Source organism: Neoaquamicrobium microcysteis (assembly GCF_008180155.1).
GTDB classification, from domain to species: domain Bacteria; phylum Pseudomonadota; class Alphaproteobacteria; order Rhizobiales; family Rhizobiaceae; genus Aerobium; species Aerobium microcysteis.
In genome coordinates this window covers 115,055-139,734 of record NZ_VSZS01000062.1, presented here as the reverse complement: position 1 = coordinate 139,734, position 24,680 = coordinate 115,055, and the positions used below count along the sequence as shown (strand labels likewise).

21 protein-coding genes and 1 other RNA gene are annotated in these 24,680 nt (G+C 65.7%); 2 read left to right on the top strand and 20 right to left on the bottom strand.

The window, feature by feature from the left end; genetic code table 11:
- From ftsW to mraZ, 9 genes are read right to left on the bottom strand one after another with little or no spacing between them, the layout of a single operon-like run.
- Window positions 1-1,155, bottom strand: coding sequence for a putative lipid II flippase FtsW (gene ftsW / locus FY036_RS11250; RefSeq protein ID WP_148914823.1), 1,155 nt, complete (start codon window positions 1,153-1,155; stop codon window positions 1-3).
- A complete protein-coding gene (murD, locus tag FY036_RS11245) occupies window positions 1,155-2,555 on the bottom strand; it encodes a UDP-N-acetylmuramoyl-L-alanine--D-glutamate ligase (RefSeq protein WP_148914822.1) in 1,401 nt (466 codons plus the stop codon). Before murD ends, ftsW begins: the two co-directional genes overlap by 1 nt.
- 4 nt (window positions 2,556-2,559) lie before the next feature.
- Window positions 2,560-3,642 carry a phospho-N-acetylmuramoyl-pentapeptide-transferase gene (mraY, locus tag FY036_RS11240; protein ID WP_148914821.1) on the bottom strand — a complete coding sequence of 361 codons (1,083 nt, stop codon included), beginning with the start codon at window positions 3,640-3,642 and terminating at the stop codon, window positions 2,560-2,562.
- A gap of 18 nt (window positions 3,643-3,660) precedes the next feature.
- A complete protein-coding gene (locus FY036_RS11235) occupies window positions 3,661-5,106 on the bottom strand; it encodes a UDP-N-acetylmuramoylalanyl-D-glutamyl-2,6-diaminopimelate--D-alanyl-D-alanine ligase (protein WP_148914820.1) in 1,446 nt (481 codons plus the stop codon).
- Complete coding sequence (locus FY036_RS11230; protein ID WP_148914819.1) at window positions 5,103-6,554, bottom strand: UDP-N-acetylmuramoyl-L-alanyl-D-glutamate--2,6-diaminopimelate ligase; 1,452 nt, start codon at window positions 6,552-6,554, stop codon at window positions 5,103-5,105. The genes FY036_RS11235 and FY036_RS11230 overlap by 4 nt, the downstream gene beginning before the upstream one ends.
- A gap of 42 nt (window positions 6,555-6,596) precedes the next feature.
- Window positions 6,597-8,309, bottom strand: a complete 1,713-nt coding sequence (locus tag FY036_RS11225) for a peptidoglycan D,D-transpeptidase FtsI family protein (RefSeq protein WP_148914818.1) — start codon at window positions 8,307-8,309, stop codon at window positions 6,597-6,599.
- Window positions 8,306-8,680, bottom strand: a complete 375-nt coding sequence (ftsL, locus tag FY036_RS11220; protein ID WP_148914817.1) for a cell division protein FtsL — start codon at window positions 8,678-8,680, stop codon at window positions 8,306-8,308. The genes FY036_RS11225 and ftsL overlap by 4 nt, the downstream gene beginning before the upstream one ends.
- Window positions 8,681-8,685: 5 nt before the next feature.
- On the bottom strand, window positions 8,686-9,702 hold the full coding sequence (rsmH, locus tag FY036_RS11215) for a 16S rRNA (cytosine(1402)-N(4))-methyltransferase RsmH (RefSeq protein WP_148914816.1): 1,017 nt from the start codon (window positions 9,700-9,702) through the stop codon (window positions 8,686-8,688).
- Window positions 9,699-10,166, bottom strand: coding sequence for a division/cell wall cluster transcriptional repressor MraZ (mraZ, locus tag FY036_RS11210; protein WP_148914815.1), 468 nt, complete (start codon window positions 10,164-10,166; stop codon window positions 9,699-9,701). The genes rsmH and mraZ overlap by 4 nt, the downstream gene beginning before the upstream one ends.
- Before the next feature lie 396 nt (window positions 10,167-10,562).
- On the opposite strand from mraZ, the gene FY036_RS11205 reads away from it, so the two are divergent.
- On the top strand, window positions 10,563-11,675 hold the full coding sequence (locus tag FY036_RS11205) for a cystathionine gamma-lyase (RefSeq protein WP_148914814.1): 1,113 nt from the start codon (window positions 10,563-10,565) through the stop codon (window positions 11,673-11,675).
- A 3-nt stretch (window positions 11,676-11,678) separates the two neighbouring features.
- On the opposite strand, the gene rnpB is transcribed toward FY036_RS11205, so the two are convergent.
- The 10 genes from rnpB to FY036_RS11160 form a co-directional block, all read right to left on the bottom strand.
- An RNA gene (gene rnpB, locus FY036_RS11200) (RNase P RNA component class A) lies at window positions 11,679-12,082 on the bottom strand.
- A 51-nt stretch (window positions 12,083-12,133) separates the two neighbouring features.
- Window positions 12,134-12,751 (bottom strand): lytic transglycosylase domain-containing protein, encoded by a 618-nt coding sequence (locus FY036_RS11195; protein ID WP_148914813.1) that lies wholly within the window; start codon window positions 12,749-12,751, stop codon window positions 12,134-12,136.
- Window positions 12,752-12,935: 184 nt separating this feature from the next.
- Window positions 12,936-13,700, bottom strand: a complete 765-nt coding sequence (locus tag FY036_RS11190) for an N-acetylmuramoyl-L-alanine amidase (protein WP_148914812.1) — start codon at window positions 13,698-13,700, stop codon at window positions 12,936-12,938.
- On the bottom strand, window positions 13,697-14,407 hold the full coding sequence (locus tag FY036_RS11185; RefSeq protein WP_148914811.1) for a J domain-containing protein: 711 nt from the start codon (window positions 14,405-14,407) through the stop codon (window positions 13,697-13,699). The genes FY036_RS11190 and FY036_RS11185 overlap by 4 nt, the downstream gene beginning before the upstream one ends.
- A gap of 192 nt (window positions 14,408-14,599) precedes the next feature.
- Entirely contained in the window at window positions 14,600-14,764 is a 165-nt protein-coding gene (locus FY036_RS23915; RefSeq protein WP_201744744.1) for a hypothetical protein, read from the bottom strand.
- Between the two features lie 112 nt (window positions 14,765-14,876).
- On the bottom strand, window positions 14,877-15,797 hold the full coding sequence (locus FY036_RS11180; protein ID WP_148914810.1) for a hypothetical protein: 921 nt from the start codon (window positions 15,795-15,797) through the stop codon (window positions 14,877-14,879).
- A gap of 13 nt (window positions 15,798-15,810) precedes the next feature.
- A complete protein-coding gene (locus FY036_RS11175) occupies window positions 15,811-16,329 on the bottom strand; it encodes a winged helix DNA-binding protein (protein ID WP_148914809.1) in 519 nt (172 codons plus the stop codon).
- Window positions 16,330-16,355: 26 nt separating this feature from the next.
- Window positions 16,356-17,660, bottom strand: coding sequence for a TRAP transporter large permease (locus tag FY036_RS11170; RefSeq protein ID WP_148914808.1), 1,305 nt, complete (start codon window positions 17,658-17,660; stop codon window positions 16,356-16,358).
- 3 nt (window positions 17,661-17,663) lie between these two features.
- The gene (locus FY036_RS11165; protein ID WP_148914807.1) at window positions 17,664-18,194 is read right to left on the bottom strand and encodes a TRAP transporter small permease; all 531 of its coding nucleotides are present in this window, start codon (window positions 18,192-18,194) and stop codon (window positions 17,664-17,666) included.
- Window positions 18,195-18,272: 78 nt separating this feature from the next.
- A complete protein-coding gene (locus tag FY036_RS11160; protein ID WP_148914806.1) occupies window positions 18,273-19,253 on the bottom strand; it encodes a TRAP transporter substrate-binding protein in 981 nt (326 codons plus the stop codon).
- A gap of 169 nt (window positions 19,254-19,422) precedes the next feature.
- Between FY036_RS11160 and FY036_RS11155 the strand changes: the two genes are divergently transcribed.
- The gene (locus tag FY036_RS11155; protein ID WP_148914805.1) at window positions 19,423-23,124 is read left to right on the top strand and encodes a hydantoinase B/oxoprolinase family protein; all 3,702 of its coding nucleotides are present in this window, start codon (window positions 19,423-19,425) and stop codon (window positions 23,122-23,124) included.
- A gap of 50 nt (window positions 23,125-23,174) precedes the next feature.
- Here the strand turns inward: FY036_RS11155 and FY036_RS11150 are convergent, their stop codons facing one another.
- The gene (locus tag FY036_RS11150; protein ID WP_148914804.1) at window positions 23,175-24,536 is read right to left on the bottom strand and encodes a serine hydrolase domain-containing protein; all 1,362 of its coding nucleotides are present in this window, start codon (window positions 24,534-24,536) and stop codon (window positions 23,175-23,177) included.
- Window positions 24,537-24,680: the final 144 nt, after the last annotated feature.

Genomic DNA, 24,680 nt, shown 5'->3' with positions numbered 1-24,680 from the left:
CTATTCCGCCGGCTGGACCGAGCGGATGAAGGGCGAAGAACCTATCCGCCCCCGCTTCTGCGGATCCTTGCGCGTCAGCGCCAGCACCATTCCCATCGAGATCGCCATGGCGATGAGCGACGAGCCGCCATAGGAGATGAACGGCAGCGTCATGCCCTTTGCCGGCAGAAGTTGCAGGTTCACGCCCATGTTGATGATCGACTGAAGGCCGAACAGCACCACCAGCCCCGCCACCGCGTAGCGCGAGAAGTCGTCGCTCTCGCGCATGGCTCGCGACAGACCGCGCAGCACAACGAAGGCGAACAGGCCGGCGATCAGCAGGCAGACGACGATGCCGAACTCCTCCCCGGCGACCGCGAACACGAAGTCGGTGTGGCTGTCCGGCAGGATACGCTTCACCGAGCCTTCGCCCGGCCCCTGGCCGAGCCACCCGCCACGCACCAGCGCCTCGCGGCCCATGTCCACCTGGAACGTATCGCCCTCACCGGTCAGGAAGCGATCGATGCGGCCTGCCACGTGCGGGAAGGTCGTATATGCCAGAAGGCCCACGCCCGCCGCCGCGCCGCCCAGCACCAGTATCCAGAACCAGGGCATGCCGGCCATGAAGAACATGACGCCCCAGGTCGCCAGCACCAGCACCGTCTGGCCAAGGTCGGGCTGCGCCACCAGAAGCGCCAGCACGAGGCCCAGCAGGATGATGGCGAACAGGTTTCCCGGCACGTCCGGCCGCCTCGCATGCTCGGAAAAAAGCCATGCGCAGATGACGACGAAGGCGGGCTTCATGTATTCGGACGGCTGCACCGAGATGCCGGCTACGTGAATCCATCGGCGCGAGCCCTTGATCTCGACGCCGAAATAAAGCGCTGCCACCATCAGCACCAGCGAGCCGGCCAGCATCACCAGCGCCAGCCGTCTGACATGCCGTCCATCGAGGAAGGAGACACCGATCATCACGATCACGGCGGGCAGCATGAACATCATCTGCCGCGTGACGAAATGATAGCTGTCGAGCCCGATGCGCTCCGCGACCGCCGGGCTGGCGGCGAAGGACAGCACGATCCCCAACCCCATGAGGGTGAGGAATGCCGCGAAGAACCAGCGGTCGACTGTCCACCACCAGTTGGCGACCGGGCCTCTGTCGATACGACTGACCATCAGCGTTTCCCTCCGAAAGGCTCGATCCCCTCGAGCGCCAGCACCGCCTCGCGAAAGGCGTCACCCCTGATTTCAAAATTCCTGAACTGGTCGAAGCTGGCGCATGCCGGCGACAGCAGCACCACCACCTCGCCTGTCTCGTCGCGCGCCGCGTCGGCAGCGGCATGGCCGAGCGCGGCCTCCAGCGTGCCGGAAATCTCATAGTCGGCCGCGCCACCCAGCGTCGCCGAGAATGCGGGTGCTGCCTCGCCGATGAGATAGGCCTTGGCGACACGCGGGAAAAACGAGCGCAACGCGTCGATGCCGCCTTCCTTGGCCAGCCCTCCGGCTATCCAGTAGATGCGCGGGAAGCTCGACAGGGCCGGTGCGGCGGCGTCGGCATTGGTCGCCTTGGAATCGTTGACGAACAGCACGCGACCGCGCCTGCCAACCTGCTCCATGCGGTGCGCCAGACCCGGAAAGCTTTCCAGACCCGACTGTATCTCGCCGAGGTCCAGCCCCACTTTCAGGCAGGCGGCAACGGCTGCAAGCGCGTTCTGCGCATTGTGCGAGCCGCGCAGCGAGCCGATGCCTTCCAGAAAGCCGATGCGCTCATACTGCCCCTGCACCGCCTCCATCAGGTCGGTGCTGTCGGCGAAATAGCCGTCTGTCAGCGGCAGGCGCTTGGAGATGCGCACCACCTCCTTGCCGACACGCTCAAGCTTGTCGGCGATCTGCACGCAGAAAGCATCGTCGACGCCGATGATCGCCGTGTCGCTGCCGGCTACCAGCCGTTCCTTGATCTCGGCATAGCGCTGCATGGTGCCGTGCCGGTCGAGATGATCGGGCGTCAGGTTCAGGAGGATGCCCGCGCTCGGGTTCAGCGAGGGCGCAAGCTCGATCTGGTAGGACGAGCACTCGACCACGTGAAAGCGGTCCGGTGCCGGCGGATCGAGCGTCATCACCGCACGGCCTATGTTTCCGCCCATCTGCGTATCGCGGCCCGATGCCGCCAGAATGTGCGAGATCAGCGCGGTCGTCGTCGACTTGCCGTTGGTGCCGGTCACTGCGATGAACGGTGCATCCGGCGCACGCGCCGCGCGCTCGCGTGAGAACAGCTCGATGTCGCCGATGATCTCCACGCCCGCGCCGCGTGCGAAGTCCACCGTCCAGTGCGGCTTGGGATGCGTCAGCGGCACGCCCGGCGACAGCACGAAGGACGCGAAGCCGGCCCAGTCCACGCCGCGCAGATCAGCAACCGCGATGCCTGCCGACTCCGCCTTTGCGACGCTTTCGGGGTTGTCGTCCCACGCCGTCACCACCGCGCCGCCTTCCGCGAGCGCGCGCGCAGTCGCAATGCCGGACCCGCCGAGCCCGAAGAGTGCGACCTTGCGTCCGTTGAGGGTGGTTGCCGGCGTCATGGCGCTATCTCAGCTTGAGCGTCGAAAGGCCGATCAGCGCGAGGATCACCGCGATGATCCAGAAGCGGATGACGACCTGGCTTTCGGTCCAGCCGAGCTTTTCAAAATGGTGATGGATCGGGGCCATCAGGAAGACGCGCCTGCCCGTCAACTTGAACCACGCGACCTGGATGATGACCGACATGATCTCGACCACGAAAAGCCCGCCGATGATCGCCAGCACGATCTCGTGCTTTGCGGCAACCGCGACTGCGCCAATCAGGCCGCCGAGCGCCAGCGAGCCCGTGTCGCCCATGAAGATCGCGGCCGGCGGCGCGTTGAACCAGAGGAAGCCCAGCCCGGCCCCGATGACCGCCCCCAGCACCACCGAAAGTTCGCCCGTGCCCGGCGTGAAGTGGATTTGCAGGTAGTCGGCGAAGACGGCGTTACCGGCCAGGTAGGCGATCACGCCGAACGAAGCCGCAGCCACCATCACCGGCACGATGGCCAGCCCGTCCAGCCCGTCGGTGATATTCACGGCATTGCCCGCGCCCACCATCACGAAGGCCGCGAACGGCACGAAGAAGATGCCGAGGTTCAGCACGAAATCCTTGACGAACGGAAATGTCAGCGACGACGAGAACGGCGCGGCTCCGCTCCGCATGATGACGTAGGCCGCGATGCCTGCGATGACGAACTCGGCCGCCAGCCGCGCCTTGCCGGAAAAGCCCAGATGTGACTGCTTGGTGACCTTCAGATAGTCATCGTAGAAACCGATCGCACCGAACCCGAGCGTCACCATCATCACGACCCAGACCAGCGGGCTGGCGAGATTACCCCAGAGCAGCACCGATCCTATGATGCCCGACAGCATCATCAGCCCGCCCATGGTAGGCGTACCGGCCTTCTTGAAATGCGTCTGCGGCCCGTCGGCGCGGATCGGCTGGCCACGCCCTTGCCGGATGCGCAGAGAATTGATGATCATCGGTCCGAACATGAAGACGATCAGCGCCGAGGTGATGAGCGCGCCGCCGGTGCGGAAGGTGATGTAGCGGAAAACGTTGAAGGCCGAAATCTGGTCGGCGAGTCCAGCAAGCAGCAAGAGCATTGGCGGCGTCCCCCGACGTCAGACGTGTTCGTTTGCGCGTACCGAAGCGGCGGCAGCGGGATATTTCGCGACGAGTGCCTCGACCAGCTTCGAAAAGCCGATGCTCTTGGAGGATTTGATCATCACGACATCGCCCGGCCGCACCGTCTCCAGCAGCAGCGGTTTGAGTTCTTCGGCGCTGGTACGGTGCTGCGTCGCGGGCCCCTGCGGCATCGCCGCAGCCAGCGCCTGCATCTCCGCGCCGCCCAGCAGCACCACATCGGCCTTCGCATCGACGACTGGCTTTGCCAGCGCCTCGTGCAGCTTCTGCGAATGAACGCCCAGTTCCAGCATGTCGCCCAGCACGGCGATGCGCCTGCCGCCTTCCGGCAGATCGGCCGAGCGCAGCAATTGCAGGGCCGCCTTCATCGATGCCGGATTGGCGTTGTAGCTTTCGTCGATCAGGACGATCTGGCCGCCTGCGGGGTGGCTCAGCACATAACGCCGCCCTCGCCCCTTCTCGGCCTGGAAACCCGAGAGTGCGGCTGCCGCTTTAGACGCGTCGGCGCCGGCCAGATAGGCCGCGCCCAGCACCGCCAGCGCGTTCTGCACCATATGCCGGCCCGGCGCGCCCACGGTCGCGGCGATCTCCTGCCCGGCCATCTTCACGGTGATGCGGGAGCTCTCGCCGCCAAGCTCGCAACTGGCGAGCCGGAATGTCGCGCGCGCATGCTCGCCGAAGCTCCACACATGCTCCACGCCTGCGTCGCGCGCTGCCTTTTCCAAGAGCTTCCACTGGCGGTCGTCGCGGTTCAGCAGCGCATGCCCGCCCCGCTCGATGCCCTCGAAGATTTCCGCCTTTGCACGGGCAATCTCTTCCATGCTTTTGAAGAAGCCCAGATGCGCCGGCGCTATGGCGGTGATGAGCGCGATGTGCGGGCGCACGAACTTCACCAGCTGGCGGATTTCGCCGGGATGGTTCATGCCGATCTCGAAGACCGCGTAGTCGCAATCCTCAGGCATGCGCGCCAGCGTCAGCGGCACGCCCCAATGGTTGTTGAACGACTGGTCCGAGGCGTGCACGGTGCCGACCGCTCCCAGCGCGCAACGCAGCGCTTCCTTGGTGGTCGTCTTGCCGACGGAGCCAGTCACGGCGATGATCTTGCCCTTGGCGCGCGCACGCGCGGCGATGCCGGTAGCCTCCAGCGCCTGAAGCACGTCCGGCACGACGATCAGCGGCGCGGCGATGCGCCCCATCGCCGGCAATTTGCCCTCGGCGACCACCAGAAGCCCCGCGCCGGCCTTGATGGCGGCGGTGGCGAAGTCGTGCCCGTCGAACTGCTCGCCCTTGATGGCAAAGAACGCCTCGCCGGGCTTCAGCGTGCGGGTGTCTATGGAAATGCCCGTCACGCCCTGCGGCAGCGTGCCGACCGGCCGGCCGTTCATCGCGCCTGCAAGCGCCTGGCTGCGCCACAGAATGCTCATGCCGCCTGCTCCCGAAGCGCGGCGCGCACTTCCTCATGGTCCGAGAACGGCAGCGTCACGTCGCCGACCGTCTGGCCTTCCTCGTGCCCCTTGCCCGCAACGATCAGCGTGTCGCCCGCGTGCAGCATGGCCACCGCCTCGCGGATCGCGCTACGCCGGTCGCCGATCTCGATGGCGCCGGGGGCGGCTTCCATGATGGCGGCGCGGATGCTCCCCGGCTCCTCGGAGCGCGGGTTGTCGTCGGTGACGATGGACACGTCCGCCAGCCGCGTAGCGATCTCTCCCATGATCGGGCGCTTGCCCCGGTCGCGGTCGCCACCGCATCCGAACACGACGACCACGCGGCCGGTGGTGAAGGGACGCACCGCCTTCAGCACGTTTTCCAGCGCGTCGGGCTTGTGCGCGTAGTCGACATAAACCGGCGCGCCGTCGGGCGTCGTGCCGACGAGTTCGAGCCGGCCGGACGCACCTTTAAGCTTTTCCAGCGCGCGCAACGCCTTGCCGCCTTCGAGCCCGGTCGCGATTGCCAGCCCTGCCGCCACCAGCGCATTGGCGATCTGGAAGTCGCCGGCAAGCGGCAGGTCGATCTCATGAAGCGTCCCGTCGGCCTCGATTTCGGCGCGCTGGCGGAAGCGCTCGTGCTCGACCCGCTTCAGTTGCAGGAAGGAGCCCTTGCGTCCGACCGTCAGCACGTCCATCCGGGCAGCCTTCGCCGCGTCGATGGTGGCCGCCGACCACGGATCGTCGGAGAAGATCACGGCCGGCGCACCCTGTGGCAAAAGCTCCGCAAACAGGCGCATCTTGGCGGCGTGGTACTCCTCCACCGTCGCGTGGTAGTCCATGTGGTCGCGACCCAGGTTGGTGAAGCCGCCGGCCGCGAGCCGCACGCCGTCGAGGCGGCGCTGGTCGAGCCCGTGGCTCGACGCTTCCATCGATGCATGGGTCACGCCGGCATCGGCCAGTTCGGCCAGCAGCGCGTGAAGCGCCACCGGGTCCGGCGTCGTGAGCGATCCATATTCCTCGCGGCCGGGTGCGATCACGCCTGTCGTGCCGATAGAGGCTGCGGCAAAGCCCGCCTGCTCCCATATCTGGCGCGTGAAGGAAGCGACCGATGTCTTGCCGCTGGTGCCCGTCACGGCGACCATTGTTTCGGGCTGGTGGCCGTAGAAGGTGGCCGCCGCAAGCGCCAGCGCGCGGCGCGGGTCGTCCACCACGATCACCGGCACGCCGGGAACTTCGCTCAACGCTCCGGGTGCCGCGAGGATGGCTACCGCGCCCTTCTGCGCCGCATCGGCGGCGAATACCGAGCCGTCAGTCTTGGTCCCGCGCAGGGCGGCGAACAGGTAGCCGGGTTCCACCCGGCGCGAATCCGAAGAAACCCCGGTCACCTCGATTTCCCCCAAGGGGCCGAGGTTGGGAAGAACACCGGAAAACTGGCTGAGCTTCATCGAAATCCATTGGTCCGAATATGTGGATGCCCCCCGGCAGAATCACCTTGTGGAAACCAGCAGGGCATCACTTTCATGGCCGAAATCGGGCTTTACGCCAAGAAGCGCGGCAGACCGGCGAATGATGCTGTTGACCATCTGCGTGGTGTTGATACCCGCCGTTGCGCCCATGCCTGGCTTTTCGGGCTGGGGCTCGTCCAGAACCGCCAGCACGATGTATTCGGGGTCGTTGACCGGGAACCCGGCAAGGAACGCATTGAAGCGCTTGCCGCTGACGTAGCGGCCGTTCACGACCTTCTCGGCCGTGCCGGTCTTGCCGCCCACGAAGTAGCCCGGCACCTCCGCGCGGCGGCCCGATCCCTTCTCCACGTTGAGCCGGAACAGGTAGCGCATCATCTCGCTCGTCTGCGGTTTGATGACCTGCAGCGCCGAAGCCTGTGCCTGCGCCTCGTTGCGTGGCAGGAAAGTCGGCTGGATCAGCTTGCCGCCGTTCAGCATCGCCGCGCCCGCCATTGCGGTCTGCAACGGCGTGGTCGCGACACCGTGGCCGAACGAAATGGTGATCTGGTGGATGCGCTTCCATTCCGACGGTTCGGTCGGTCGCGCCACTTCCGGCAGTTCGGTGGTCATGCGGTCCAGCAGGCCGATCTGGCGGAAGAAGGCACGATGCTCTTCAGCGCTGACCGTCTCGGCCATGCGCGCCGTGCCGATGTTGGAGGAATAGATGAACACTTCCGGCACGGTCAGCACGCGGCCCTTGCCGTGGAAGTCGCGGATCGTGTGTCGCGCGATCTGGATCGGCCGCGTGGCATCGAAACGGCTGTTGAGGTTGGCCGTGCCCTTCTCCAGCGCCATCGCCAGCGTGAAGCCCTTGAAGGTCGAGCCCATCTCGTAGACGCCCGCCGACATGCGGTTGAGGCGATCCTTCTCATGCGCATTGAACGGGTTGTTCGGGTCGAAGTCCGGCAGCGACGCCATGGCGAGGATTTCGCCGGTGCGGGCATTCAGCACGACGGCTCCTGCCGCGATCGCATGATAACGCTCCATCGCGCGCTCAAGCTCGTCGCGCACAATGTGCTGGACGCGAAGGTCCATGGAAAGGCGCACCGGCTCGAGATCGCGGGCAACCGCCAGCCCCGAGGCCTGCAAATCTGCAAGCCCCTGGTCGTCGACATATTTCTCCATGCCGGCGATGCCCTTGTTGTCGACGTTGACGAGGCCGACGATATGGGCGGCCGTCGGCCCGCCGGGGTAGAAGCGGCGCTTCTCCGTGCGGAAGCCGATGCCCGGAATGCCCAGTTGCATGATGGCCTGCTGCTGGCGCGGCGATAGCTGGCGGCGCAGCCAGATGAAGCCGGCGTCGCTTTCCAGCCGGTTGTAGGTCTGCTCGATGTTGAGGTCGGGCAGCACGGTCAGCAGCTTCTCCAGCGCTTCGTCCGCATCCACGATCCGGCGCGGCTCGGCAAAGAGAGACGCGGTGTTGATGTCGGTCGCCAGAACCTCGCCATTACGGTCGACGATGTCGGGTCGCGAGGCGGTCACGCGCGACGGGGCGGGTCCGCCCTGCTCCAGCTCCTGAAAGCCGAGATAGGCGAGCCTTCCGGCGATGACGCCGTAGACGGCGAAGAACACCGCCATCGTCATTATGATGCGCGTGCGCGCACGCCCGCCGGTGGACTTGGCGATGCCCTCCACCACGATGCGCTCGGAAGTTTCCGCCGAAGTTTCCTTCCGCCTGCGCCAGCGACCGATCATTGCACCACCCCGCCCGTGATGATTTGTTCAATGCTGGTCTCGGCCATGCCGCCCAGCGGTTCGTCTGCAAACTGCTCGATCGGCAAAGGCCTGACCGGCAACTCGTCGATCCTGCCGATCTGGTACGCCTCGACAGGCACCAGTTGCAGTTCGCTTTGGTAGGCCTCCGCCAGTCGCTGCAGCCGCGCCGGCTGCGTCAGGAGGCTCCAGTCGGCCTTCAGCACGTCGATGGTCTCTTCCTCGAAACGTATCGCCGCTTCCAGCCTGCGCAGTTTGGAAAGCTCTGCCTCCGCGCCGTGCTTGGTCGTGTAGGTAAACGCTGCCGCCGAAACCATGACCGCGATCAGCACTATGTCGGTCGTCCTGAACATTGCGGCTACCTTTCTGTGACCGGGCCGAGAGACGGCAGCACCGGCAATCCGAACAGCGAAAAATCTTCGGCCCGCGCCGGCGCGTCGGTGCGCACCGCGGCGCGCAGCTTGGCCGAGCGCGCACGCGGGTTGTCGCGCGCTTCGGCTTCCGTGGCGGCGACCACCTTGCCCACCTTGTCGAAGGTCGGCGCCTTTTCGGCGACGGCGGGCATGTGGCGCGAGCCGGAAGCCTGGCCCGCGCGGTCGGCGATGAATTTCTTGACGATCCGGTCTTCCAGCGAGTGGAAGGTGACCACCACCAGCCGCCCGCCCGGCTTCAGCGCCCGCTCGGCCGCAAACAGCGCGCGGGCGAGTTCACCCAGTTCGTCGTTGACGAAGATGCGCAGGCCCTGAAACGTGCGCGTCGCCGGGTGTATCTTTTCCTTCGGGTTGTTGCCCAGCACGCCTTCGATCGCATCGGCGAGCTGCCGCGTGCGCTCGAACGGGCGCACCGCGCGGCGCTTCTCGATCATGCGGGCGACGCGGCCCGCATGCCGTTCCTCACCCAGCAATCCGATGATGCGTGTGAGGTCGGCGGCCTTGAACCGGTTGACCACGTCGGCCGCGCTGACGCCTTCCTGCGCCATGCGCATGTCGAGCGGCCCGTCGCCGCGAAACGAGAACCCGCGCTCCGCCTCATCCAGCTGCATCGAGGAAACGCCGATGTCGAGCACCACGCCGTCGACGGAGGCTTCAGCCACCTCGTCCAGATGCGAGAACCGCTCGTGCACCAGCTTCAGCCGACCGCCGAACTCTTCCACCATCGCCCGGCCGGCGGCAATCGCGTCGGGGTCGCGGTCGATGGCGACGACGTTGGCTCCAGTTTCCAGAATGGCGCGCGTGTAGCCGCCTGCACCGAACGTGCCGTCGATGACGGTTTCGCCGGCCTGCGGACGAAGCGCCGCAAGCACTTCAGCAAGCATTACCGGAATGTGGCGGGCCGGTCCGCCATCGGCGATCCCCTCGCCGTGGCCCGCCATCATTCCGAGCCCCCGCCCGGTGCGCCCGTCATACCCGCCTGGCGCAATTTCATCAGCCGCTCGCGCACCTGCGCCCCGTAGGCGGCAAGCTGCGACGGCTCCCACATCTGAAAGAACGTCCCGCGCCCCACGAAAGCCACGTCCGTCGTGATGCCCGTATGGCCGCGGATAAACTCCGTCACCGTTATGCGCCCGTCCTGGTCGAGCTTCAGGAAGTCGCTGTCGCCATGCACGAAGTAGGACATGTCGTCCGCCGTCTGCAGGAAGGGGTCTTCCATGGCGATGCGCGTCTCGTAGCGATCGAGAAGGTCCAGTCCGCCCACATCCAGAGCCGGCCGGTCCAGCGCCTTCAGCGCATACAGTTCCTGATAGCCCCGGCGCTGCACGACCGAGCGGAAATGCGCGGGCACCGATACCCGCCCCTTGGCGTCGATCCTGTTTACGGCACTGGATAAAAAACGGTCCATGACCCGATGCTGTCGATCCCTTGGCGACCGCCTGCCCGCTTTCGCGCATGCGTTGAAATGCTTTCCCTGACCCCGTCCCGCCGCAGCACGCAGACCAAACGAACCCGCTCCGATGCGCCGCTCTGGCGCTCGGTTTTGGGGACGCTTCACCCGGAACTGAACCGAAGTCGTGATTGTGTTCAAGGGATAACATGGGCCTATATGGGCGTCAACGGGAACAGCCTGCACAAACCGCCTAAAGGGTCATCAGAACGGGCGCGCAGGCACGATTCTAAATTTATGCTCTGTTAGGCTTAACGAACGGTTAGGAACCCGCATCCATAGGGCCGCACGGCTTGCGCGAAGCCTGTCGTGAGACTAGCGTTCGGGCCTTCCAGACATCCCGGGAACGCATCCATGACCGACAGCCCGTCCGCGCGCGCAGCGCAAGTCGCCCATCTCCGCCGCGCCGAACTCGCGAAGGGCGATCCGGTTGCACTACCGCTCACCATGGCGAGCATGTTTCACCTGCCCGGCGACCCCGCCGGCTACGCGCAGTATGGCCGGTTCTCGAACCCCACCTGGGACGCCCTGGAGAAGCTGTTGTCGCATCTGGAAGGTGCGCCGGCGCTGGGCTTCCCGTCAGGCATGGCGGCCAGCGCGGCGGTGTTTTTCGCGCTGCTGAAGGCCGGCGACCGCATCCTGCTTCCCTCCGACGGCTACTATACGACGCGCGTCCTGACGGAACGATTCCTCACACGCCTCGGCGTCACCTATGACACGAGGCCGACCTCGACTTTCCTGGATGGCGGCTTCGATGGCTATCGGCTCGTCTTCGTCGAGACGCCGGCAAATCCCAGCCTCGACATCTGCGACATCTCTGCGGTCGCAAGCGCAGCACACGCCGCAGGCGCCCTCGTCGTGGCCGACAACACCACCATGACGCCTTACGGCCAGCGCCCGCTTGATCTCGGTGCCGACATCGTCGTTGCTGCCGACACCAAGGCCCCGAACGGACATTCCGACGTGCTTTTCGGCCACGTCGCCAGCCGCGACGCCGAGGTGATGGCCGCCGTATCCGACTGGCGCAAGCTGGCCGGCGGCATCCCCGGCCCGTTCGAGGCGTGGCTGGTCCATCGGGGGCTCGAGACGCTGCACGTCCGCTTCGAGCGCATGTGCGACACTGCCGAGGCCATCGCGCCGCGGCTGGTGGCGCACAAGGCGGTCAGGGCCGTGCGCTTTCCGGGCCTTGCGGATGACCCGTCGCACAATCTGGCGCGGGTGCAGATGGAGAGGTTCGGATTTCTGATCGGGCTGACGCTCGGCTCGCAGGAACAGGCCGAGCGGTTCATCGACGGCTGCGCGCTGATACAGCCCGCCACCTCTTTCGGCGGCGTGCACACCACGGCCGAGCGGCGTGCCCGCTGGGGCGACGCCGTTGATCCGGGGTTCGTGCGGCTTTCCGTCGGCTGCGAGCCCACGGAAGAGTTGTGGGCCGCAATCGAGGACTCGCTGAACCGTTCAGCCTGATGAAGTGCCAGCCGGCCTGTAAGCCGGGTTCTGTATGGCCACGCCGTCCTTGCGGGCGGCGCAACGTGGCGGCCATTCGTCTTGGGCGGACGTTGCCGCCCGCCTCATGCAACCTACCCGGATGACTGGGCCGGAAACCGCCCTGAGGGTCGCCCCTCGCGTCATCCCTATTCGGTTTTGCTCCCGGTGGGGTTTACCATGCCGCTCCTGTTGCCAGTCGCGCGGTGGGCTCTTACCCCACCCTTTCACCCTTGCCCTGTCGTGAAGACGGGGCGGTCTGCTTTCTGTGGCACTTTCCCTGGGGTCGCCCCCGCCGGCCGTTAGCCGGCACCGTGTTTCCCTGGAGCCCGGACTTTCCTCACCTGCAACCTTTCGGTTCCCGCCGGTGCGGCCGCCCGGCCGGCTGGCAGGGCGTATAAAGGGTTTCGCCGCGCAAAACGCAAGCTGAAACCGGCGTATTACGCACCCGCGAGGTGCTGCTTGACCTTGGCACAGTAGGCCGCCGAGATCTTGTTCATGCGCTTTGCCGCGTGGCCGGCATTGTAGCGCAGGATTGTGCCGCAGGTGTCGCCGCCACCGAGCTGATGCGCCTGGCCGAGATAACGCATGCCGTAGCGGATGTTGGTTTCAGGGTCGTAGAGCCCCTTCACGCTGCCCGAATAGCCCATCGAGCGGGCCGTCGCTGGCTTGATCTGCATCAGGCCGACTTCACCTGCACGGCCGCGCGCGCTGGGACGGAAGTTGCTCTCGATGCGCACCACCGCATGGGCTAGCGCCACCGGAACTCCGTTCTTCGCGGCATACTTCGCGATGATCGAGGAATAATCGCCGCCGCCCTTAACGGCCACCGCGGCCGTCGGCTTGGTGCTCGCAGCCGCCTTCTTCTTGGCCGCCGGTGCCTTGGTGCCTTGTGCGGCCTCATCGGTCGGGATCGAGGCGGTGGTGGTCTTGTCGACGTTGCGGAGCGCCTGCGCCTCTTTCATGAGGGCCTCGTGGGTGTCACGGTTCTCGGCGTGAGCGGCAATAGTCGTCAGGCCGGCGGCAAGGGCCGCCGCCGCAATGATCAGTTTGTTCATGCTTTCCAGTTCTTCAGATATGCCGCAGCAAGGCTCTCGCGGCTGTTTCACCAAGCGGCCGGCGTATGGAGAGCGCCGCCGGCCACGCGAAGGCCGGGATGTGCAGGTGGAGTTGGCGGCAAAAATGACCTCGGCGGTCACTTTGCATGACACTTTGTTACAGTGTCAGCTAATTTACGCTGCGTCAGGCGGGGATCGATGGCAGCGCCTTCAGCAGGCGATGCAGCGTCTCGATGGTCGACTGGTCCGCGACGCCGTCCACGCGCGCCGGCCGGAAGTGGCGCTGAAAGGCCTCCACCGCCGCTCTCGTAGCTTCATCGAACAAGCCGTTGATTTCTATACCGTATCCATAGAGCGACAGCATCGATTGGAAGGCTTCGACAGGCTCGCCTCGATCACCCATGGCCAGGAACCGGCCGCCGCGCACCGCAGACGGTTCGACGTAATGTCCGATCCCCATTTCGGCGAGCCGGCTCCACGGAAAGGCTTCTCCGGGGTCGGATTTGCGTCCCGGCGCCACATCCGAATGCGCCAGCACGCGCTCCGGAACGATGCTCCATCGGGCGCAAATGTCGCGGGCCAGCAATGCAACCGTCTCGATCTGGCCATCCGGAAAGGGCGGAAAATCGGCCAGAGGCCCCGGATTGACGATCTCGATGCCGATGGAAAACGAGTTGACGTCGGAAACGCCCTTCCACGAACCTCGGCCGGCATGCCAGGCACGGTCGGCCTCTCGAACCATCTGCACGATGCGGCCGTCCTCATGCACCAGATAGTGCGACGACACCTCGCTCTCAGGCGCGCAGAGCCATGCTTCGGCGGCCTCGCCGGTTTCCATTCCCGTGTAATGCAGGATCAGGCAGTCGGGCGACATGCCCTCCCGGCGCGGGCCGAAATTGGGCGAAACCCGCACATCGGCACCGGCATGGTCGGGCGCAAAGCCGCTCATGTGCGCTGCATGCTCCGTTCGATGGCTTCATACGCGCCGTTGATGGCGGCCAGCCTGCTGTTGGCGATGGCGAGGAATTCCTCCGGCACGCCGCGCGCGATCAGCCTGTCGGGATGGTTGTCGGCAACCAGCCGCCGATAGTGGCTCCGCACGGCGTCGAACGGCGTGCCGCGCTCCAGCCCCAGCACCCGCCAGGGATCGTTCTCGCCCAGAATGGCGTGCCGCGACAGGATGCTCTCGAAATGGGTCTCGTCGATCTCGAAAATCTCGGCAACGCGGCGCAGGAACGCCACTTCGCGCTCATGGATATGCCCGTCGGCCTTGGCGATATGGAACAATCCGTCGAGAATATCTTCCAGCATCGCGCAGTTGCGCTGGCCGGAACCGCAAAGCCCAGCCATCTGATGCGCATAGGCCTCGAAACCGGCGACGTCCTGCTTGGCGAGGTCGAACAGCAGCGCCACATTCCTGGTCTGGTCGGGCGGCACGACGAATATCTGCTGAAAGGCTCGCACCTCGGCCTGAGTGACGATGCCGTCGGCTCGCGCCATCTTTGCCGATAGCGCGATCAGCGCGATCGAGAACGCCACGCGCCGGCGCAATTCGGGATTGCCTTCGAAGACCGTTCGCACGGCCTCGATCAGGTTCGACAAGGCGTTTGCCGGTACCGTTGTGAGAAATTCGCTGATGCGCGCCCAGATCGACATTGGGGCTTATTAGAGCATCGGGCGGAAAAGTGGAAACCGGTTTTCGGCATGGCGTGGCGTTCATCGACCACCATCGCGTCCGCGCACAAAGATTACGCCGCCCAAAAGAAAAAGGCCGGATGGGGACCGGCCTTTTTCCGCTTGGGCTGTGATCGCTACGGGAGCGCTCTCAGCCCCTGCAGCAAACCTGTGTTAGTCGACCGGAGCCGGCTCAGGTGCCGGGGTCGCCGGCTCAGGAGCCGCCATCGGGGCTTCCTGCTCAGGAACAGCCTGGGTGGTGGTCCCATCCGTATCGCTACAGGCGGCAAGGCCCATCAGCGCAATAGCGGACGCGGAAGCGAGGATCAGCTTTTTCATTTTCAATCTCCTTCTTCATCGACCGCCCAACCTGTTCGATCAGGCGTTCGAGAGAGAAATGCCCGCCGCGCCATACCGTTTCATAACGTTGTGTGACTCTTTGTAAGAGGAATCACCTTCGATAGAAGCGCCCCAGCACTGCCGGGGTGAGGTACATCGGTATCTGGTAGCATCCGATGAGAAGCAGGATGGGATCGACAGTCTCCGCCGGCAGAACCGTCAGAAACAGCGCGACGTTCCTGTTCCCCGCCACGATGCCCAGTGCGGCGGCCCGGCCGTCATGGCCGGCCCGGCGCGCGAGGGTCGCAACGACGATCTGGATGGTGAAGTTCACCGCGCATACGAGAAGAAGCATGCCCGCGAAGATCAGCGGCGTCTCGCGCATCGCCGGCCCCACCGCCGACATCAGCCCGATCACCACGACGGCCATGGCGATCGCCGAAACGCCGTCTATCGAGCGAACGGCGCGCTCGCTCGGGTTTTTCAGCACTGTGGCCCGAAGCAGGAACGCGGCCCCCGTCGCCAGCGCGATGAGGGCCATCAGCCCGCCTGCGGCCGCAAGCACGTCGCCTGCGCGCCCGAACGACGGCGTCAGCCAGAAGACCGGAACCACCGTCAGCGGCAGCAACGCTGTGCCCACCACGATCTGCCGCAGGGCTGGTGCCGGATCGTTACCGCTCATGATGGTGAGGTTGGGGCTGCCGGTCACCGGTGCGGCCGCCAGCATCAGCACGAAGAACGTGGCGATTGCCGCCCCCGTCATCCCGGTCACCGCAAAGAGCGCTATGGCGGCCAGCGGCAGCACCACCTGGAACAGCATCGCCAGGCCGACCGACGCGCCCAGATCGCCCAGCGCCCCGACGGCCTGCTTCGGCCCGACCCGCAGCGCGGCGAGAAAAAGCAGACCCGCCACCATCTCGCCGATCCATGGCCGCATGGCCAGCGCCAGTCCGGGCAGGGCGATGCCGGCCGCAAGCCCGAGCACCAGCACCAGCCTGCCATGACGTGCGGCTGTGGCGAGAAACCCGTGCACGGGAGTTACGCGCTCACAGCGAGGCTGCGGTGCGCGCCGCCTGGTCGTAATGGCCCGAAAGCGCCCTGAGCGTGGCCGCCACGGTGGAGATCGCCTTTGGGTCGAGCCCCAGGCCCTTGACCGACTCGACCAGCAGCGCCTCGCGCACCGCGCGATAGCGTATGCAGGTCTCGACACCCTTCGGCGTCGCCCCCACGAGCTTCTCCTTGCCCGCGCGCGTGCTTTTCACCAGCCCGCGCTTTTCCAGCTTCTTGATGGCGTAGATGACGATGTGCGTGTCTTCTATGCCCAGCATGATGCACAGGTCGGAAAGCCGCTTGGGCCGCCCGCGATGATTGGACGAGTGCAGAACCTGCACGTCGATGGGCGTCAGCCCCGCCTCGCCAGCTGCCGTCATGCACCTTACCATCCAACGCTCGAAGGCGTTGCCGGCCAGCGTCATCCCGAACTCCAGTTCCGAGAGTGCGGGCAGTGCTCCGTCGGCCAGATGGGCCGACGAGACGATGGGACCGAATTCCGGTTTTTCCGACATAAGCTGCCCTCCTCCCTTGGCTTGCCTTACGCTGAGAACATCGTGCGCGGCAGCCACAATGCGATATCGGGAAACAGCGCGAGAAGCACCACCATAAGCAGCAACAGGAAGAAGAACGGCAGGGCCGCCCGCGCGATGGCGAAAAGATCCCTCCCCGTCAGCCCCTGGATCACGAACAGGTTGAAGCCCACAGGTGGCGTGATCTGCGCCATTTCGACGACCACGACGAGATAGATGCCAAACCAGACGAGGTCGAAGCCCGCCGCGACCACCAGCGGCATGATGACCGCCGTGGTAAGCACGATCATGGAGATGCCGTCGAGGAAGCAGCCGAGGATGATGAACAGCAGCGTCAGCGCGGCCAGCAGCATCATCGGCGACAGGCCGAGCTCGCCGATCCACGTCGCCAGCTGGCGCGGCAGGCCGGTGAACCCCATGGCCGTCGTCAGAACCGCCGCCCCCGCGAGGATGAACGCGATCATGCATGAAGTGACGGTCGCGGCCAGCAGCCCCTCCTTGAAGCGCAGCCAGTCCAGCGCGCCCTGCATCCGTGCCAGCACGAGGCTCAGTGCAACACCGACCACGGCAGCCTCGGTCGGCGAGGCAAGCCCGCCATAGATCGAGCCGATGACGCCCGCGATGAGCACCACGACAGGCAGCAGTTCGCGGATTGCCTGAAGCTTCTGCCTCCACGGCACCCGCGCCTCGCGCGGCGGCATCTTGTCGGGGTTCAGCAGCGCCCACACCGCGACGTAGCCCATGAAGAGCGCACCCAGCATGAGGCCCGGAATGACGCCGGCCACGAACAGGCGCGCGATCGATTCCTCCACCGCCGCGCCATAGACGATCAGGATGATCGACGGCGGGATGAGCAACCCCAGCGTGCCGGAGCCCGCGAGGCTGCCGATGGCAAGCCGGTCGTCATAGCCGCGCTTCTGGAGTTCCGGCAGCGAGATTTTGCCGATGGTCGCCGTCGTGGCGGCAGACGAGCCCGAAACGGCGGCGAAAACCGTGCATCCCAGCACGTTCACATGCGCCAGCCGGCCCGGGATTCGCCGCACGAAGGGCGAGATGCCGGTGAACATGTTCTCCGAGAGCCGCGACCTGAACAGGATTTCGCCCATCCAGATGAACATCGGCAGCGCGGTCAGGTCCCACGAGATCGACGCGCTCCAGAAGGATGTCGCCATGACTTGTGCGGCAGGCAGCGCAGGCTTGGACGCCAGCGCAACGAGCGCGACCGCCGAGAGCGAGAACGCGATCCAAAGGCCCGTCGCCAGCGCCACCAACATCACGATGATGAGAAGTATCGAGAGTTCGAAGATACCCATGGTTCAGGCCTCCGAGCTCTGTACGTATTTCCTGTGCAGCCAGGCGCGAAGGGTCACATCCACCAGCGCGATCGTCAGGATCGCGAGGCCGAGGGTCATCGCGCCTTGCGGCAACGCCAGCGGCACCGGGATGAAGCCGTAGGAAACGTCGTTGAAGTTCCAGCTGCGCAGTGTCAGCCGTGCCATTGCGACCGTCATATAAAGCGAGAGCGCGATGGCGCAGAGCCCCACCACCACCTCGAAGACGTGGCGCACGCGCGGACCCACGCGGTGAAGCAGCAGGCTCACGCGGATGTGGCCGCCGGTCGTCAGCGTATAGGCCAGCGCCAGAAAGCTCGCGGTTGCAAGTAGGAAGCCGCAGATTTCCGCTATGGAGGGGATGATGAGACCCAACGGTCGCTGGCCCGCCAGCCGCAGTCCGGCATCGAGCAGCCGCGCCGAGACTTGCAGCCCGACCAGGGCGAAGATCATGAAGATCGAGATCGCCGCCGCCCAACCGGCATAGCGATAGAGCGCGTCGAGAAAACGCCGCATGGGACCGTCCCTTCAAAGAGCGTTGAAGCAGGGGCCGGACGGCCTGCGCCGCCCGGTCCGCCGTCACATGCGGTCGGCTCAGTTGCCGCCGTAGGTCTGGAGCAGGGCCTCGCCGTCGGCGCCTGCGCTCGCCTTCCACTCGTCGGCGATCTTGGCGCCGATTTCCGCGAAGCCGGCCTTCAGCTCTTCCGAGGGCGCCACGACCGTCACCCCGTTGTCGGTCAGCGCCTGGGTCTTTTCGGCCGTCTCGACCTGCGACATCTCCCAGCCCCGGGTTTCCGCCTCGGCCGCAGCTTCCAGCACCGCCGCCTTCACGTCGTCGCCCAGCGCGTCGAACGCCGCCTTGTTGACGATCACCATGTTGCGCGGCAGCCAGGCCTGCGTGTCGTGGTAATGGGTCAGGAAGTCCCACACCTTGGAATCGACGCCCGTAGACGGCGAGGTGATCATCGCCTCGACGCGGCCGGTGGCGAACGCGGTCGGAATGTCGGAAGCCTCGATCTGCGTCGGCACCATGCCGGCCAGCTCCGCCACGCGCTCGGTGCCGAGGTTGTAGGCGCGGAACTTCATGCCTTCCATCTCGGAAAGCGAGGTCACTTCCTTCTTGGCGTAGATGCCCTGGGGAGGCCAGGCGACCGAGAACAGCAGCTGCAGCCCCTGCTCTTCCAGCAGTTTCTCAAGATAGGGGCGCTGGGCGTCGTAGAGCTTCCTCGACAGTTCGTAGCTGGATGCCAGGAACGGCACGGAATCGACGCCGAAGATCGGGCTCTCGTTCTCGAGGCGCGAAACAAGCAGCTCGCCTGCCGGCACCACGCCGTCGCGCACGGAGGTCTTGATGTCGGGGTGCTTGATCAGCGACTGGTTGGCGTGGACCGTGATTGTCAGCTCACCGCCCGTCTTCTCGCCGACTTCCTCGGCAAACTGCAGGATGTTGCGGGTGTGGAAATTGCCGTCCGGATATGGCGTCGGCATGTCCCAGGAGGTCTGGGCAAACGCTGCGCCCGTCGCGAAAAGTCCCGTTGCGAGCACGCCCGCAGCAAATGGCATCGTGTATTTCATGTCGTTCCCCTTTTCGTCGTTATGACGTGATGCTTCGACTTCTGTGTCCGGAGCATGCCGTTTGAACTCCGGCAGAACCCAACGTTGACAGTTTATCGAGAAATCGTCAATAACTTTTGACGTTGGGGCATCGGATGGCCGCTGCCCCCCGCGAGAGGGAGATGGTTCCATGACCGGCAATTGGGATTTCTGGATAGATCGCGGCGGCACGTTCACCGACGTCATCGGGCGCGATCCGCAGGGTGGGCTGCACCCGCTGAAGCTGCTGTCGGAAAACCCGGAAGCCTATCGCGACGCTGCGATTGCCGGCATTCGCCGCCTCCTGCAGGTCTCCGCTGACGCGCCGATTCCGGCTGGCAGCATCGGCGAGATCAAGATGGGCACCACGGTAGCCACCAATGCGCTGCTGGAGCGCAAGGGCGATCGCGTCCTCCTGCTCATCACCAAGGGCTTTCGCGATGCCCTGCGTATCGCCTATCAGGCTCGCCCAGACATCTTCGCCAAGGAAATCATCCTTCCCGAACAGCTTTACGAGCGCGTCATCGAGGTAGACGAGCGCGTGCGCGCCGACGGCACGGTCGAGGCCGCCTTCGACCCCGCCACGGTTCGCGATGCGGTGGCACAGGCGAAGGCAGACGGCATCGACGCAGTCGCCATCGTCTTCATGCACGCATGGAAATATCCGCAGCATGAGGAAATGGCCGCAAGCCTCTGCGAAGAATCCGGTTTCTCGCAGATATCGGTCTCCAACCGCGCTTCCCCGCTGATCAAGCTGGTGGGCCGCGGCGACACCACCGTCGTCGACGCCTACCTCTCGCCCATCCTGTCGCGCTACGTCGCCCAGGTTGCAGGCGAGCTTGGCGCAGACCGATCGGTCGAAGGCCGCAAGCCCGACCCGGCGTCGGCCGGGCAGGCCGCCCCGGCGGAGGCCAGCGAGCGAAGCGAGCGCTCGGCCGCGAGCCCGAGATTGATGTTCATGATGTCATCCGGCGGGCTCACCGCGGCCGACATGTTCCAAGGCAAGGACGCGCTTCTGTCCGGTCCTGCCGGCGGCGTAGTCGGCATGGTCGAAACGGCGCGGCTAGCGGGCTTCGACAAGGTCATCGGCTTCGACATGGGCGGCACGTCGACCGACGTTGCCCATTATGACGGCGAATACGAGCGTGCCTTCGACACCGAAGTCGCCGGCGTTCGCGTCCGCGCGCCGATGATGCGCATCCACACGGTCGCGGCCGGCGGCGGTTCGGTCCTCCACTACGAGGCCGGGCGCTTTCAGGCAGGCCCGGATTCGGCCGGCGCCAACCCCGGTCCCGCCTGCTATCGCCGCGGCGGCCCGCTCGCCGTCACAGACGCCAACGTCATGCTGGGCAAGCTGCAGCCCGACTTCTTCCCCGCCATCTTCGGTCCCAGGCAGGACCAGCATCTGGACACCGAGGTTGTGCGCGACAGGTTCGCGGCCATGGCCGGAGAGATCGGCGACGGACGCGCGCCGGAAGCCGTGGCCGAAGGCTTCATCACCATCGCGGTGGAAAACATGGCCAACGCGATCAAGAAGATATCGGTCCAGCGCGGCTACGACGTCACCGAATATCTGCTCAACTGCTTTGGTGGCGCCGGTGGCCAGCACGCCTGTCTGGTGGCCGACGCGCTGGGCATGGAAGCGGTGCTGATCCATCCCTTCTCCGGCCTGCTTTCGGCCTACGGCATCGGGCTTTCGGCCATCTTTGCATCGCGCCAGCAGGCGCTGCTCGTCCCTCTTGCACAGTCCGCGCTGGGCGACATCGAAACCGCCATCGCCACCCTGCGCGGCGCGGTTGCCGGCGAACTCGTCCGGCAGGGCGTGCCCGAGGATCGCATCGGCTGGAAGCCCATGCTCCAGATCCGCTACGACGGCACCGACACCGCCCTTCCCGTCAATTTCGACGCCGGCATCGACGAGGCCCGCAAGGGTTTCGAGGCCGCGCACAAGGCGCAGTTCGGCTTCGTCTACGACGACAAGCCCATCGTGGTGGAATCGATCAGCCTCGAGGGCGTCGACACCCGCAGTTCCGGCCGTGACGAAACCGACGCCGCAACTCAGGAAGCAGACGCGCGCGTGACCGAAACGCGCCGCGTGTTCTTCGAGGGAGAGTGGCACGAAACCGCCATCCACCGCCGCGAGAACCTGGCACCCGGCCACCGCATCGCCGGCCCCGCTCTGCTCATCGAGAGCCACCAGACCATCGTCATCGAGCCCGGCTGGCAGGCTCAGATCACCGCGAAGAACCACGTCCTTCTGCGCCGCGTCGAAAAGAAGAAGCGCCTCGCCGCGCTCGGCACCGCCGCCGATCCGGTCATGCTGGAGGTTTTCAACAACCTTTTCATGTCGATCGCCGAGCAAATGGGCGTGACGCTCCAGAACACCGCCTATTCGGTCAACATCAAGGAGCGGCTGGACTTCTCCTGCGCCGTTTTCGACCGCACCGGCGCGCTGGTGGCCAACGCTCCGCACATGCCGGTACATCTGGGCTCGATGGACCGCTCGGTGGAGACCATCATCCGGCTCAACGAAGGCGACATCCATCCCGGCGACGTGTTCGCGCTCAACGCGCCTTACAATGGCGGCACTCACCTGCCCGACATCACCGTGGTGACGCCGGTGTTCGACGACGCCGGCAAGGAAATCCTCTTCTATGCGGCCTCTCGCGGCCACCATGCCGATGTCGGCGGCACCGCGCCCGGCTCGATGACCCCGCTTGCCACCACGGTCGACGAGGAAGGCGTTCTGTTCGACAATTTCAGGCTGGTCGAGCGCGGCCGCTTCCGTGAGAAGGAACTGCACCACCTTCTGACCGACCACCCCTATCCGGCCCGCAACCCGCATCAGAACGTCGCCGACCTCAAGGCTCAGATCGCCGCCAACGAGAAGGGCGTGGCCGAATTGCGCAAGATGGTCACGCATTTCGGGCTGGAGACGGTCGAGGCCTATATGGGCCACGTGCAGGACAACGCCGCCGAAAGCGTGCGCCGCGTGCTGGAGCGCCTGCCCGACAGCAGCGAATACGAATACCCGACCGACACCGGCCAGACCATCAAGGTGAAAATCACCGTCGACCGCGACAGGCGCGAGGCAACGGTCGATTTCACCGGCACCTCGCCGGTGATGAAGAACAACTTCAACGCCCCTGAGCCGGTCGCCCGCGCCGCCGTGCTCTATGCCTTCCGCGTGATGGTCGAGAACAACATCCCGATGAACGCCGGCTGCCTGCGGCCAATCAACATCGTCATCCCCGAAGGCTGCATGCTGCGGCCCTCCTACCCGGCCGCCGTGGTCGCCGGCAATGTGGAGACCTCGCAGCACGTCACCAACGCGATCTTCGGGGCCATGGGCGCGCTCGCCAATTCGCAGGGCACCATGAACAACCTCACCTTCGGCAACGAGACCTACCAGTATTACGAGACGATCTGCTCGGGCTCTCCTGCCGGGCGCATGAATGACGGGCGCGGCTTTGCCGGTACGTCTGGCGTCCACGTACACATGACCAACTCGCGCCTGACGGACCCGGAGATTCTCGAGCTGCGCTTCCCGGTGCTGCTGGAGGACTTCCACATTCGCGAGGGTTCGGGCGGCAAGGGCAAATGGAGTGCCGGCGACGGCACCAGCCGCACCATTCGTTTCCTCGAAGGCATGGAATGCGCGATACTGTCGTCGCACCGCGGCGCGCCGCCACGTGGCGTCGATGGCGGCGGCGACGGCGCGGTCGGCGCAACCAAGGTGCGCAGGCTCGGGGGCGAGGTGGAAACGCTCAAGGCCTGCGACCAGACCACGCTGGAGGCCGGCGAGGCGGTGATCCTGACTACGCCGACGGCCGGCGGTTTCGGCAAGGCCTGATAGGCCGAAAGACGGTGTGAAGGGCGCGCCTTGGCGCGTCCCTCAATCGCCTACTCGAAATGCCCCACCAGCGCCTCGACCATCCGCTGCGGGCGATAGGCGAGCCGCGACGGCGTCAGCCCCAGCCTGACCACAACCAGATTGCTGGAAGGCACGACCGCGATCGTCTGGCCGTCATGTCCGCGCAGCCAGAACGTGTCGGCGGGCAACGTGCCGTTTTCTTCCAGCCCGCCCGGCCCTGCCAGCCATAGCTGCCCGCGCCCGTATTGGCCTTCGGAAGCAGGTGCTTCCTCCCGCATCCATTCGGCAAAACCTTCCGGCAGAACCTGCCGGCCCTGCCATGCCCCGCCGTCCAGCAGCATCTGGCCGAAGCGTGCCCAGTCGCGTGCAGTGGCGTAGAGATAGGACGAGCCTACGAACGTGCCGCTGGCGTCGGGCTCCAGCACCGCGCTGCTCATGCCCAGCGGGCCGAAGATCGCCTCGCGCGGATAGGCATAGGCAGCCTCCGCATTGTCGAACGCATTCTGCCATATGCGCGAAAGCAGCACCGACGTGCCGCTCGAATAGTTGAACACCTCGCCCCGCGCGCCGGCCAGCGGCTTGTCGGCGGCAAAGGTCGCCATGTCCGCCTGCAGATAGAGCATCCGCGTCACGTCGGTCACATCGCCGTAGTCCTCGTTGAACTCCAGCCCGCTCGACATCGCCATCAGGTCGGCAAGCGTGATCTCCGCCCGCTCATCGACGGTCCATTCCTCGAAAAGCCCGTCCTGCTCGAGCGAGAGCCTGCCCTCCTCCACCAGCGTACCGATGATCGCGGCGGTGACCGTCTTGGTCATCGACCAGCCCAGCAGAGGCGTCCCGGCCGAGAACCCGTCACCGTAGCGTTCGCCGACGATGCGGCCGTTCTGCACCACCACCACGGCGCGCATCCCGTCGCCCGTCAGCGCGCTGTCGTCCAGTATTGCCGCCAGTGCCGGGTCCTGCGAGGGCTGCACGCCATCGCCCACCGGCCACAGTGCGTTGGCGTCGTTCTGCCGCGGCGTGGCGAATGCCGGCACCGCGGAGGCTTCCGCGCCCGCCGGCACGCTGCTGCATCCCGCACCCTCGCGATAGATCGCGCGGCTCTCGCCGAACGCGCCCAGCAGCCTTGCCGAAACGCTGCCCTCGCCCTGGTTGACGTCCACGGAGATGTATTTCAGCAGCCAGTGGCCCGGCGCCTGCACGTCCAGCGCCAGCACGGCGTCCGCCGGCCTGCCCGAAACGAAGTGGCTGGAACACACGATCTTGGCCGAATAGGCCGTGCCGACGCGGATCAGCGCCGGCGGTGAAAAATAGAGCCAGCCGGCAATGCCCGCCACGACCACAACCACGAGCGCCAGCAGCGCTTTCAGCAATATCCCCAACAGCCGCACGTCGCCCCTCCGCTCCCGCTTCGCAAATCGCCATCGGCGCCCGATGACTTTGCCGTGAACTCTTGTGCAGCCGAGGCCGAAAAATCAATGCCTTCAGCGCAAGTGCCGACGCTGCGGCCATTCCGGGCGGTGACGGGGCAGCAC